Raw genomic sequence first — 12,802 nt, 5'->3', positions numbered from 1 at the left:
TTTTCAGAATTAGATTGGAGATAATTTAAAAGCTAATATTTATTCAAATTTAATTAAGTTTATGTTATACTTAATCTATAATTTAAATTTTCTGATTACTTGATAAAGTATTTCAATTTTCAAACAAGGTGGTTTTGAAATGATTAAAAATAAGCAGCGTTTAATAATATTAGCTTTTACCATGATGTTGACTCATGGAATAATAAATAATTTAAGGGGCCAGGTAGGCCCCTATATAATTAATGATCTAAAACTTAATTATAGTCAACTTGGTTTCTTGTTATCTTTTATTTCAATTGGAGCTATGTCTATTTTCTTTTTGAGTGGAAAAATTATAGAAAAGTATGGACTTTATAAGCTGCTTTCTTATGGTTTAATCCATACCACAGCAGCATTATTAAGTGTTCATTATGCTCAAAATTATTATAGCTTAATTTTTTCTCTTTTTTTACTTGGCTCAGGTTTAACAATTATCAACATAATTGCAGTAAATATTACTTCAATTACTTATAGTAAAAAAAGAGGGAAAATGATTAATCTACTGCATCTATTTTATGGAGTTGGAGGGATAATTGCTCCTTATTTTGTAACCTTTGTTTTAAAATCTGGTTTTAAGTGGTCATATTCTTTTTTATTTTCTATAATTTTTATTATTTTTATTTTTTTTGAACTCAAAAAAGTTAAAATACCAAAGATTGAAGCTAGTTCTAAAAAACTAATGAGAACTACCAAAGATTTACTAACTGATAAAAAAGTTATTTTATTTTCCTCTATTATTTTTTTACAAATAGGAGTAGAGTTTTCTTTAGTAACTTGGCTTGCCCCTTTTTTAAAAGATGTTCAGGGTAGAACTGATTTATTTATAAGTTTTTATTTATCCTTATTTTTTATTAGTTTTACTTTAGGTAGATTAGCTGCAAGTTTTATAGTTGAAAAGATTGGTTATTATGATTTTCTTTTAATCAGTGGTGTAATCTCAATTATTTTAATTAGTACTGCTTTAATTGGAGGTCCAGCCTATACAATTTTAATACCTCTTTCAGGTCTTTTTTTAGCAGTCCAAGTTCCTACTCTTCAGGCCTTGATTTTAGATACTTTTGCTGAAAGTGGAATTAAAGTTGTTGGTTTTGCTCAAACAGCTGGAATGATTGGTTTAACAGTTATTTCTAATTGGGTGGTGGGCTTTATTAATGATTTGATTGGTTTAAAAGCAGGTTTCAGCTTTTTAGTTCTAATCTTAATTATTTCAGTAATACTTACCTATTATTTAAAAAAAACAACTAAAAAAACACTGCTTAATTAATTTTAGCAGTGTTTTTAAACTTATCAGCTTAGGCAGCCCATCTATTTTGAGTTTTTAGTTCAATATTAGATTTTTGATAAGAATTATTTCTTTTATTGATTAAATATTTATTTTCAAATTTATTATTATTATTTTTCTCTTCAGTTTTATTTTCAAAAGTGTCCTCATTTTCAGATTCAGGTTGAGACATTGTTTTTTGATTTACTTTACTTTGAGCCTGCATTTTCATTCTTGTGGCCTTAGCTGCAATTTGTAAATCAGCAGAAGAGGGGTTTGCAGGAGCTGTGGCAGCTCTTTTAATTTGATCTGCCTTCTTAACAGTTTCTTCTGGTGTCTTGGCTGGAGAAGTTTCGATATCAACTGAACCACCAACAGCATAACGCCTATTATCCGGCCCTGTTGTGTAGCTATAAGATGCTGTACCAGCATATTGACCTCCAGCTGATTGATGAGCCATCTCATGTGCTCTAACCTCTCTATCTCTTCTTTTCAGTTTTTCTATTTCTCGCTGTTCAGATTCACTAAATTCAGCTTTTGCTGAATTTTCATCTTCCTTATTTTCATTCTTCCCTTCAGCCAAGCTATTGGGATTATTAATTGCATTATCAAAACTATTATTTTGATTTTTTTTATTTTCAGAATTATTTAAACCTAAATCAATATCTTTAGAGGTAGAATTACTATTATTATTATTAGTCTTAGACTTAATAGCCCAGCCCGGAATTGGTTGACTATTTAGTGATGCTGATGCCAGTGACATCATTTAAATCCCTCCTTTAACTGCTTTTAATTATTATACTATATATATAATTTTCAAGCAACTATTTTCAAAAAATTAAAACTTATCTTTACTAGAAAAAGTGATAGTGCTATAATTAAAAATGATTAGTTTAAAATTAAAGGAGGCAAATAATGAAAATTCTTGTAACAGGAGGAGCAGGTTATATAGGCAGTCATGTTTTAAAAGCACTACTAAAAGCAAAACATCAAGTAATTACTTTAGATAATTTACAAAAAGGTCATTTAAAAGCAGTTACTGGAGGTGAATTTATAGAAGGAGATTTAGCTGATAAAAAACTTTTGAATCAGATTTTTCAAAAAAATAAAATTGAAGGAGTGATTCATTTAGCAGCTGATAGTTTAGTTGGAGAATCAATGCAAAATCCAGCTAAATATTATCGAAATAATTTTAATAATGGAATTAATCTTTTAGAAGCAATGGTTAAAAATGATGTCAAAAATATTGTTTTTTCATCTACAGCAGCAGTTTATGGAGAGCCCAAAGAAATTCCAATTAAAGAAGATAATCCAACTCAGCCTACAAATACATATGGGGAAAGCAAATTGTTTTTTGAAAAAGCATTAAAACGCTATCAACAAATTCATGATTTAAATTTCATTTCTTTACGTTATTTTAATGCTGCTGGAGCAGACCCTGAAATAGAAATCGGTGAGGCTCATAGTCCAGAAACTCATTTAATTCCTTTAGTTTTAGATACCGCCCTCAAAATTAGAGATAAAATTTATATTTTTGGTGATGATTATCCAACTCGAGATGGTAGCTGTATTAGAGATTATATCCATGTTAATGATCTTGCTTCTGCCCATCTTTTAGCTTTAAAAGCCCTAGCTAATGGTCATAAGAGTGCAATTTATAATTTAGGTAATGGAGCAGGATATTCTGTCAAAGAAGTTATAGAAACTGTTAAAAAAGTTACTAATTGTGAATTTGAAGTTGAAGTTTCAGCCAGGAGATCAGGAGATCCAGCAGTTTTAATTGCAAGTTCTGAAAAAATAAAAAATGATTTAAATTGGCAACCTCAGTATTCAGAATTAGAAAAGATTATTTCTACAGCTTGGAAATGGCATCAAAGTGGAGGTTTTAATTAAAATAACAAAGCTAATAAAAGAGGTGGAATAATGGATAAAAATAATTTGTGGAATCATTATAGAAAGAACTTGCAAGATTTTAATTTGGCAAGTGGAATTTATCAAGCACCAGGTAGAGTTAATTTAATTGGTGAACATACAGATTATAATGATGGTTTTGTAATGCCAATGGCTATTGAAAAAGAAATTACAATGCTCGTTCAGCTGAGACCTGATCAAAAAGTTAGGTGTTATTCTTTAGACTATGAGCAAATTTTAGAATTTAATCTAGAATGCCTAGAATATGATTCAAAAAATATTTGGATTAACTATATTAAGGGTGTAATTTTTGAGATTAAAAAGTTAACGGATAAGCTCCAAGGTTTTAATTTGATTTTCACTGGAAATGTACCACAAGGAGCAGGTTTAAGCTCATCTGCCGCTTTAGAAGTTGTTACTGCTTTAGCTATTGCTGATCTTCATAAAATAAAAATGAATAAAATAGACTTAGCCTTACTTTCCCAAAGAGCTGAAAATAATTTTGTAGGAGTTCAATGTGGAATTATGGATCAATATATTTCTTCTTTAGGTCAAAAAGAGCATGCACTTTTAATTGATTGTCGTTCAAATGATTATCAGTTAGTACCATTTAAAAATGACAATTATCAGATTGTTATTTGTAATTCGAAAGTGCAAAGAGGTTTGGTTGACTCTGCCTATAACCAAAGAAGAGAAGAATGTAAGCAGGCAGTAGAATTTTTTAAATCAAAAGAAGAATTTGAAATTAATGCTTTAAGAGATCTTAATTTAATTAATTTAGAAAAATATGAAGCTGAGCTTGCTCCCAAAGTATATCAGAGAGCTAGACATGTAATTAGTGAAAATCAAAGAGTCATAGCTAGTAAAAATTATTTGGCAGCTAATGAAATGGACAAATTTGGACAATTAATGTATGATTCTCATACAAGTTTAAGTCAAGATTATGAAGTGAGCTGTCACGAATTAGATTTATTAGTAAATTTAGCAAAAAAAGAAAATATTACAGGAGCTAGAATGACTGGAGCTGGTTTTGGAGGTTGTACAGTTAATTTAGTAAAAAAAGATAAAATAGATAAATTTATAAAAAATATAAGAGAAAACTATAAAGCAGAAACAGGAATTAAAGCTGAATTTTATATTAGTAATCCTGCCAAAGGTGCCAGAAAAGTAGAATAGTTTAATTAACTTAGCTCCACAAAATGTGGGGCTATTTTAATGTCATTGTTGAAAATATTTTTCATAAATAATAAAATTACTTGAAATAAATTTTCTAAAATGTTAAAATTCAATTAATAAATCATAAATATTTTGAATGGAGGCTAAAAAATGAACAATAATTTAGATAATTTGATTACAGAAACAGTAAATAAAAATTCAAAGAATATTGATAGAGTTAATACCAAAAAAATAATAGAAATAATTAATAACGAAGATAAAAAAGTTGCTTTTGCAGTAGAAAAAGAAAAAGAAAAAATTGCAGCAGCAGTTGACTTGATCACTGAATCTATCAGAAATGGTGGTAGATTAATTTATTTGGGATGTATAATCCTGAAGTACCGCTTAATTCTATTTTAATTACAGGTAAAGGAGGAATCATTGGAGTTATTATTGGAGTCTATCTTTTATCACTTATCGAAAAAAAGATTCGAAAAATAATTCCAGATGTTTTAGATTTAATCGTAACTCCTGTAGTTACAATGTTAATTATGGCTTTAGCTATGATTTTTGTAATAATGCCTTTATCTGGTATAATATCTGACTGGTTAGTTAGCGGCTTAACTTTGTTAGTAGCTTCAGAAAACCCTATTATTAGTGTTCTCTCTGGTTATGTATTAGCAGCTGTTTTCTTACCAATGGTTTTACTAGGCTTACATCATGGTTTAATCCCGTTATATGCTATCCAATTAGAAAATATGGGAGGAGTATCTTTATTCCCTGTTTTAGCTATGGCAGGAGCAGGACAAGTAGGAGCTGCAATTGCAATTTACTTTAAAGCTAAAAAGACAAATAATAAAAAGTTGAAAAAGATTATTTCTGGGGCTCTTCCAGCTGGAGTATTAGGAATTGGAGAACCCTTAATATATGGGGTTACCTTACCTTTAGGTAAACCATTTATAACTGCTGGCCTAGGAGCAGGATTTGGGGGAGCATTTGTAATGTTACAAAATGTGATGGCTGGTGCTTGGGGCCCATCTGGGATCACAGCTATTCCACTGATGCAGCCAGGATCAATGCTTAGTTACTTTATTGGTCTTATAATTGCTTATATAGGTGGTTTTTTGGTTACACACTTTTTCATTAAAGAAGAAGAAGTTGCTCAACTATAAGAATATTAATAGGCTCTTCTGAAAAGAAGAGCCTTTAAATTATTATAATTATTATTTAGAAAAGAGGAATTAACAAATGCTAGGAATTTCAGTTTATGCAGGTTTAGAAATCAGTTTAGAAGAAAATATTCAATATCTAGAAAAAGCAAGTAAATTAGGCATCAAAAATGTTTTTTTATCTCTTCATATACCAGAAGTAAATAATAATTTTATAAATGAAATAAGCACATTAATTTTAAAAATAAATAAACTTAATTTTAATTTAACAGCAGATATTTCAAAAAAATATTATGATAAATTAGATTTAAAGAAGTTTAACTTTGAGGCACTTCGGTTAGATTTTGGTTTTAATAATCAAGAAATTGCTAAAATTAGTCAAAATAGTGACTATAAAATTAATCTTAATGCAAGTACAATTAAAGAGTCTGATTTAAAAGAAATTATTGCTGCGGGAGCAAAATTAGAAAATTTTGAAGCATCTCACAACTACTATCCAAGAAAAGAAACTGGATTATCAGAAGAATTATTAATTAAAAAAAATAATTTATTAAAACGCTATGGATTGAAAATTTCTGGCTTTGTACCAGCAAAATATAAAAAAAGACCTCCAATTAAAGCTGGACTTCCAAGTTTAGAAAAACATCGATTTTTAGAACCTTTAATTGCTGCTCAAGACTTATTAAGTTTAGGAATTGATAAAGTGTATATAGGTGATAGTAGGGCATCTAAAACTGAATTAGCAGATTTTGCTTTAGTAAATAAGAAGTACTGGATTATACCAATAGAAATTAAAAGTAAAATAAGTTTTGAAGAAAAAAGATTATTGAGCTTAACACATCAAAACCGACAAGATCCTGGTGAATATCTAATTCGATCTGAAACTGCAAGAAAACATTTGAAAAAGAAAATAAAACCTAAGAATAATAATAGTAAAAGATTTAAATATGCTGTTACAATAGACAATTATAATTATCAAAGGTATGAAGGGGATCTAAATATTTTAAAAAAAGAATATTCAGCTGACAAAAGAGTAAATATAGCAGCTGATGCAGGAAATTCAGCCTTAATCATTGAAAAAATTAAAGAAGGAGATAGATTTAAATTTAAAATTTAGGGTGATAATAATGAAGGCTATATTAAAAATAAAAGAGATGTTTAATTATTTTACTAAAACAGAAGAAAAGATAGCAAAATATATTTTAAATAATAAAGAAATAGTCAGTAAATCTTCAGTTAAAGAATTAGCAAAATTCACTAACAGCAGTCCAGCTTCTGTAGTGAGATTTTGCAAAAAATTAGATTACCAAGGTTATCAAGATTTTAAAATAGCTTTAATTAAAGATATGCAGAATTTTGCCAATGAAAATGAAACAAAGATTTATGATGATATATCAGTAGATGACGAAATTGAAGAAATAATGGAAAAATTAGCTTATGATAATATAAATGTTATTAAAAATACTATCAATTTATTAGCTATTTCGGAATTAAAAAAAGCAGTAGCAGCAATTGAGAAAGCCGCTAATATTTATATTTTTGGGATAGGAGCTTCTGGTTTAGTGGCAAAAGATTTAGAATATAAATTAATGAGAATTAAAAAACAAGTTTTTTATTATTCCGATACCCATGCTCAACTATCTTTAGCAGCTAATCTAGATAGTAATGATTTGGCAATTGCAATTTCTTATAGTGGAGAGAGCTTAGAGGTTTGTGAAGCTTTAAAAATTGCAAAAACTAGAGGAGCTGAGACTATTGCAATTAGTAAATATGGAGAAAATCCTCTAAGTGAAATCGCTGAAATAAAATTACAAGTTGCTGGAAGTGAAAAAAATCTTCGGCTTGGAGCAATTACATCTAGAATAGCTCAGCTGGTAGCAATTGATATTTTGTTTGTAGCTTTTGCTAAAAATGATTTTAGTAAAATAAGAGATTATTTAAAAAACACTCGAGAAAGTGTTAAACAATTCAAAATTGATTAAATAATTAATAAAATACTTTTAAAAAGACTTGATAAAAAATTCTGTTTATAATAAGCTTGAGTTAATAAAAAACTAACCAGGGCAGGAAGAGAATATTTATGGAAATAAAGAATACTAAGGAATTAAAAAAACAGATACTAATATAGAATTATGGAATAATTTATCATTAAAAAATGAATTCAAAAAATATTTTAATTTACATTTACCTATTTATATAGAAAATGATGCTAATATATTTGCTTATTATGAGGCTAAATCAGGTGTAGCTAGTTCTCACCAAAATATATTATATATCTATATTGCTGGCAGAATTGGTTCTGCTTTAATTATTGAAGGAGAATTATATCGTGGTTCACATGGAAGAGCAGGAGAAATTAGTCATATTAAAGTCTCAGCTAATGGAGAAAAATTTTATTATAAAGTATTTAAAAAAGGGATGAGAAAAATAAAGTATTTTTTAGGGTTAGATGGAGGAGGTATTAATTTGAAATACAAGCAGCTTAAAAATTGGAAATTGATTTCTTCAGCTGAAATAAAAGTTGCTGATCATAAAATAAGTTCCTTAAATTATAATGATCAGGCTTGGATCCCAGCAGTAGTTCCTGGAACAGTTATTGCTAGTTTAGTTAAAAATAAAAAATTTTCTGATCCATACTTTTCGGGAAATATAAAAAAATTACCAGGCTATAAAAAAGGTAAAAACAGTCTTTTTTCAAATCACTATATGCCTGAAAAAAGTCCATTTAGACAGTCGTGGTGGTATAGAAATAGATTTTCTCTTAATCCAAATTTAAAAAATAAAAATTTTAAAATAAAATTTAAAGGAATTAATTATAAGGCAAATATTTGGCTTAATAGAAAAAGAATAGCTACAACTACTAGTTGTTCAGGTGCTTATAGGATTTATGAATTTAAGTTAAATAAAAATTTATATTTTAACCGTGATAATATTTTGGCGGTTGAAATAATAGCTCCTCAGCCTGATGATTTAGGAATAACTTTTATTGATTGGAATCCTGTTCCCCCGGATGATTCTATGGGGATTTGGCAGCCAGTAGAATTAGAATATTATAATAAAATAGCTATTAGTCATAGTTATGTTCAATCTGAAGTGGATTTGGAAAAAAATGAGGCAGATTTAAAAATTATAACAGAATTAAAAAACCAAAGTAATTATTCAGAAACTGTAAATTTGAAAGGATTAATCACTAATAAAAAAACAGGAGATCAAATAGAGTTTAAAAAACAAATTAATATAGAAGCAAAATCTAAAAAAACAATAAAATTAGACTCTCAAATAATAACAGAGTTGAAAATAAAAGACCCTGATTTATGGTGGCCTTATCAATTAGGAGCAGCTAATCTATATAGTTTAAACTTAAAATTAGAAAAAATTAGTGAAAATTTAAATAAATCAAAATTGGTATTAGATCAAGAAATAATAGATTTTGGAATTAGAGAAGTTAAATCTCTGCTGAATAAAATAGGAAGTAGAATTTTTAAAATAAATGGTCAGAAAATTCAATTAAGAGGTGCTGCTTGGACTTCTGATTTAATGCTCAGACAATCTAATAAACAAGATGAAATAGATATTAATTATCTTAAAAACCTTAATTTTAATGTTGTCAGACTAGAGGGTAAATTAGCAAGTGATTATTTTTGGGAATTATGTAATCAAGAAGGTATTTTAGTTATAGCAGGTTGGCCTTGCTGTAATCACTGGGAAAAATGGGAAAAATGGAAAGATGAAGATTTGAAAATAGCTAAGCTATCAACTGAATCACAATTAAAACGGTTAAGAAAAAACCCAGCTTTTATAGCTTGGTTTTATGGTAGTGATTTCCCACCACCATTAAAAGTGGAAAGGGAATATTTAGAAGTAATTAATAATTGTGATTTAGATATTCCAATTTTGTCTAGTGCTGCTGATAAAGAAGCAGTTTTAACTGGCAAACCAGGTGTTAAAATGTCAGGACCATATAGCTATGTACCTCCTCAATATTGGTATGATAGTTCAATGCCTGGCCGAGCAGCTAAATTTAACACAGAAACTGGAGCTGATATGTGTTTACCAGAAGCTGATAGTTTAAATAAGTTTTTAGAAAAATCAGTTGAGGTGGGTAGTGAAAATTGGAATTTGCATACAGGCTTATCTTCTTTTTCAGATACTAGTTATTTAGAAGAAATAGTAAAAAAAAGGTTTTCAGCTTTTAAATCTGAGTTAGAGCAAAAATCTAATTTTATTAAAGCAGCTCAATTAATAGCTTATCAAACTTGGAGATCAATGTATGAAGCACATTTAATAAACTGGCCTTTAGCTACAGGAATTATTGGTTGGATGCTTAACAGTGCTTGGCCTTCTTTAATTTGGCAGCTTTATGATTATTACAATTTGCCAAATGGTGCTTTTTATGGGAGTAAAAAAGGGTCTAAATTATTACATTTAGTTTATAATTATCAAAATAAAAAAGTTTATTTAGTAAATCATAAAAATGAAAAGCAAAGAAATTTAAAAGCAGAAGTTTATTTTTATAATGAAAACTTAGATTTAATTTATAATAATTTTTATCAAATTAAAAAAATAAATAAGCTTGATCAACTAGCATTTGCAAACTTAAATTCGATTATTAAAAAGAAGCCAGGAGTTATATTTTTATATTTAAAAAATCAAGAAAATTTAATTTCAAAAAATGTATATTTTCTGACAGCTGGGAATGATATTTATCAGCCTAAAAGTTCTAAATTTTGGTATTGTAGACCTTTAGCTAAAGTAGGAAATTTAAATTATTTAGTTCAATCGAAAAATAGTTTAGTAGTTAATTTTGATTTAGTTAATAAAACTGAAGCAAATATAAAATTAGAAATTAATCTAGAAAATAAAAATAATAAGCCAATTTTATTTAATAAAATAGCCCTATATACTGAAAGTGATCAAAGAATAGCTCCTATTTATTTAGACAATAATTATATTAGTCTTCGTGAAAATGAAAAACAGTTAATAAAAGCAGTCATTAAACTAAATCAATTAGACGAAAAACTAAAATCAGAATTGCTTAACTCAGGTCTAAAGGTTAAAATAATTAAATTTGATTTTAATTAAGAAAATTTATAAAAAGAGATTATTTGATATACAAAAATGGAGTTTAACAAAATTAGTTTAGTTAAATAATTTTAAAATAAAAACTGGAGGTAAAAAAATGGCTGCTGTTCAAAAAAAATTAAAATTTTTTTATTCTTTAAGATGGAAAATTTCTGTGATTATGATTATAATCTTATTATTAGCTTTAGGATCAATAAGTTATTTAACTTTTAATTCCGCTTCTAAAATTGTTAGAGATCAAATTGATAAAAATATTAACTTAGTTGCTAATTCTTATCAGAGTAATGTAGAATCAATGCTTAATATTTTAGATCGGCAGATTAATTCTATTACTTCAAATAGTTCTTTTAATGGTTACTTTTCATTAATGGAAGGATTATATCCAGGTCAAAATTCTACTCAAAAGCAAAAAGAAGAGTTTTTAGCTTATATAGACACTTTTATGGGGATGCAATATACAACTGCTGGTGCTTTAAGATCAATTAGAAAAAATGTAGATAACATTGAATATGTTTATTTAGCTATGGCAGATGGAACTGTTATTTCTGATTCAAGAGCTTATTCTGCTCAAGCTTTAGCTGAAAAAGACCATTATTTAAAGGAAAAATTAAGTCAAGAACTTTATCAAAATATAAGTTTTGGAACCATAAATAAATCCGAAAAACAAAACTATTTATTATATAATTCACCAATTTATGATAGACAAGAAAAAATTATTGCTTATTTAGTTTTAGCTTTAAAACCTCAAATAGTTTATTCTGAGCTTCAAAATTTAAAGGTTGAGAACCCTAATAATTATAAATTAATCAATTCCAAAGGAGAAATTATTAGATCTGAAAATAAAAAAGAATTTGCTCGGAAAGTAAAAAATAGATGGTTTATTGAAGAAAAAATAGAACAAAAGGTTATGGCTACAAAAGAAACTAAAGTGAGTTATTTAATTAAAAATAAAATAGCAGATAATTTGGCTTTAGCTGTAGAAATTCCAATTAAGCAAATGTTAGCTCCTGTTAATAAATTAGCTCAAAGAATTTGGATAGTAGCAATTTTATTGATAATTTTTGCTTTAATTAGTAGTTTCTTTTTTATAAATTGGCAGCTTAAACCTTTAACATATTTTATGGAGTCTTTTAGAAAATTGAAAAATGGAGATTTAAGAGAAGAAGTTAAAATAAAAGGTAAGAATTTAAAAAGAAGAGATGAAATTGGAATTATGGCTGGCATTTTTAATGAAATGGTAATCGAATTAAATAATTTAATTAGTCAAATTAATCAACAAGCTCAAAATTTAAATAATTCTGCTGAAAAAATGGATCATAATAGTAAAAAAGTAAGCCAGGGAGCAGAAAAAGTTGGTTTAGCAGTAGAAAATCTTTCCGCTGGTTCAGAAGAACAATTAGCTCAGATTGAGGAAAGTAATAATAATATGCAAAAGTTAAATAAAGAAATTAAAGTTGTTGATAAAAATATAGATCAAATAAGCTCTGGAGCTAAAAAAGTAAGCTCTAATATAGGCAAAGGTGATCAGAGTGTTCAAAACTCGATAGAAAATATTAATAAATTAACTGCAGAAACTGCAGAAGTTTCTGCTCTAATCCAAAATTTAGGTTCAATGTCTGAAGAAATTGGTAATATAGTTAATTTAATCAATAATATTTCTCAACAGACTAACCTTTTAGCCTTAAATGCAGCTATTGAAGCAGCCAGAGCTGGAGAAGCTGGAAGAGGATTTAGTGTTGTTGCTGATGAGATTAGAGCTTTAGCAGAAGAATCAGCAGGTGCAACAACAAAAATATCTAAATTAATAGCTAAAATTCAATTAGGAGTTCAAAAAGCAGTTGCTTCAATGGACCAAAATGAAGATTTAGTAGATACTAGTGTTGCAAGTATTAAAAATACAAATAGTATTTTTGCTGATTTAAATCAAGTTGCTAAAGAACTAGAAAGTTCTATAACTAGTATAGTAAATCAAATTAATTCTATGAGTCAAGAAAGTGAAAATGTAGAAAAGTCAATGCAAGATATAGAAAAAGTAACTAAAGATTTTGCTTCTAGTTCTGAACAAATTTCTGCTTCAACTCAAAATCAAAGAGCCTCTACAGCTGAAATATTAAAAACAGCTGTTGAGTTAAAATCGATGTCAAAAGAGCTTTTAAAGAATATTAATGGTTTTACTGTTTAAAGA

General features: G+C 27.6%; 8 protein-coding genes and 3 pseudogenes. 10 read left to right on the top strand and 1 reads right to left on the bottom strand.

Annotation, left to right across the window (positions count from 1 at the left end):
* Positions 1-139 precede the first annotated feature (139 nt).
* Positions 140-1,303, top strand: coding sequence for an MFS transporter (locus tag HPRAE_RS06775; protein WP_014553482.1), 1,164 nt, complete (start codon positions 140-142; stop codon positions 1,301-1,303).
* 28 nt (positions 1,304-1,331) lie between these two features.
* Here the strand turns inward: HPRAE_RS06775 and HPRAE_RS06770 are convergent, their stop codons facing one another.
* Positions 1,332-2,066 carry a putative metalloprotease CJM1_0395 family protein gene (locus HPRAE_RS06770; protein ID WP_014553481.1) on the bottom strand — a complete coding sequence of 245 codons (735 nt, stop codon included), beginning with the start codon at positions 2,064-2,066 and terminating at the stop codon, positions 1,332-1,334.
* Positions 2,067-2,215: 149 nt separating this feature from the next.
* Here HPRAE_RS06770 and galE point away from each other — a divergent pair, with 149 nt between their 5' ends.
* The 9 genes and pseudogenes from galE (at position 2,216) to HPRAE_RS10920 (ending at position 12,799) form a co-directional block, all read left to right on the top strand.
* Positions 2,216-3,193: a UDP-glucose 4-epimerase GalE gene (galE, locus tag HPRAE_RS06765; protein ID WP_014553480.1), complete on the top strand. Its 978-nt coding sequence runs from the start codon at positions 2,216-2,218 to the stop codon at positions 3,191-3,193.
* A 30-nt stretch (positions 3,194-3,223) separates the two neighbouring features.
* Entirely contained in the window at positions 3,224-4,387 is a 1,164-nt protein-coding gene (locus HPRAE_RS06760) for a galactokinase (protein WP_014553479.1), read from the top strand.
* A gap of 150 nt (positions 4,388-4,537) precedes the next feature.
* Positions 4,538-4,750: pseudogene (locus tag HPRAE_RS06755) on the top strand (N-acetylmuramic acid 6-phosphate etherase); the annotation flags it as partial.
* Positions 4,741-5,538 (top strand): annotated as a pseudogene (locus tag HPRAE_RS06750) (PTS transporter subunit EIIC); the annotation flags it as partial. The pseudogenes HPRAE_RS06755 and HPRAE_RS06750, both read left to right, overlap by 10 nt.
* 76 nt (positions 5,539-5,614) lie before the next feature.
* Complete coding sequence (locus HPRAE_RS06745; protein WP_014553478.1) at positions 5,615-6,652, top strand: MupG family TIM beta-alpha barrel fold protein; 1,038 nt, start codon at positions 5,615-5,617, stop codon at positions 6,650-6,652.
* Positions 6,653-6,662: 10 nt separating this feature from the next.
* Positions 6,663-7,517, top strand: coding sequence for a MurR/RpiR family transcriptional regulator (locus HPRAE_RS06740; protein WP_014553477.1), 855 nt, complete (start codon positions 6,663-6,665; stop codon positions 7,515-7,517).
* Positions 7,518-7,638: 121 nt separating this feature from the next.
* Positions 7,639-7,911 (top strand): annotated as a pseudogene (locus tag HPRAE_RS11360) (ROK family protein); the annotation flags it as partial.
* A 90-nt stretch (positions 7,912-8,001) separates the two neighbouring features.
* Positions 8,002-10,617 carry a glycosyl hydrolase 2 galactose-binding domain-containing protein gene (locus HPRAE_RS06735; protein WP_014553476.1) on the top strand — a complete coding sequence of 872 codons (2,616 nt, stop codon included), beginning with the start codon at positions 8,002-8,004 and terminating at the stop codon, positions 10,615-10,617.
* A 97-nt stretch (positions 10,618-10,714) separates the two neighbouring features.
* Positions 10,715-12,799 carry a methyl-accepting chemotaxis protein gene (locus tag HPRAE_RS10920; RefSeq protein WP_014553475.1) on the top strand — a complete coding sequence of 695 codons (2,085 nt, stop codon included), beginning with the start codon at positions 10,715-10,717 and terminating at the stop codon, positions 12,797-12,799.
* Positions 12,800-12,802 lie beyond the last annotated feature (3 nt).

Source organism: Halanaerobium praevalens DSM 2228 (assembly GCF_000165465.1).
In the GTDB taxonomy this organism is placed as follows: domain Bacteria; phylum Bacillota; class Halanaerobiia; order Halanaerobiales; family Halanaerobiaceae; genus Halanaerobium; species Halanaerobium praevalens.
Note: the sequence above shows the minus strand (reverse complement) of the source record. Positions and strands in the feature narration are given on the sequence as shown.

What these genes read in the sequence shown, in the direction of transcription:
- HPRAE_RS06770 (WP_014553481.1), bottom strand. Translation starts at nt 2,066, where the DNA reads ATGATGTCACTGGCATCAGCATCACTAAATAGTCAACCAATTCCGGGC.
- galE (WP_014553480.1), top strand. Translation starts at nt 2,216, where the DNA reads ATGAAAATTCTTGTAACAGGAGGAGCAGGTTATATAGGCAGTCATGTT.
- HPRAE_RS06740 (WP_014553477.1), top strand. Translation starts at nt 6,663, where the DNA reads ATGAAGGCTATATTAAAAATAAAAGAGATGTTTAATTATTTTACTAAA.
- HPRAE_RS06745 (WP_014553478.1), top strand. Translation starts at nt 5,615, where the DNA reads ATGCTAGGAATTTCAGTTTATGCAGGTTTAGAAATCAGTTTAGAAGAA.
- HPRAE_RS10920 (WP_014553475.1), top strand. Translation starts at nt 10,715, where the DNA reads ATGGCTGCTGTTCAAAAAAAATTAAAATTTTTTTATTCTTTAAGATGG.
- HPRAE_RS06760 (WP_014553479.1), top strand. Translation starts at nt 3,224, where the DNA reads ATGGATAAAAATAATTTGTGGAATCATTATAGAAAGAACTTGCAAGAT.
- HPRAE_RS06775 (WP_014553482.1), top strand. Translation starts at nt 140, where the DNA reads ATGATTAAAAATAAGCAGCGTTTAATAATATTAGCTTTTACCATGATG.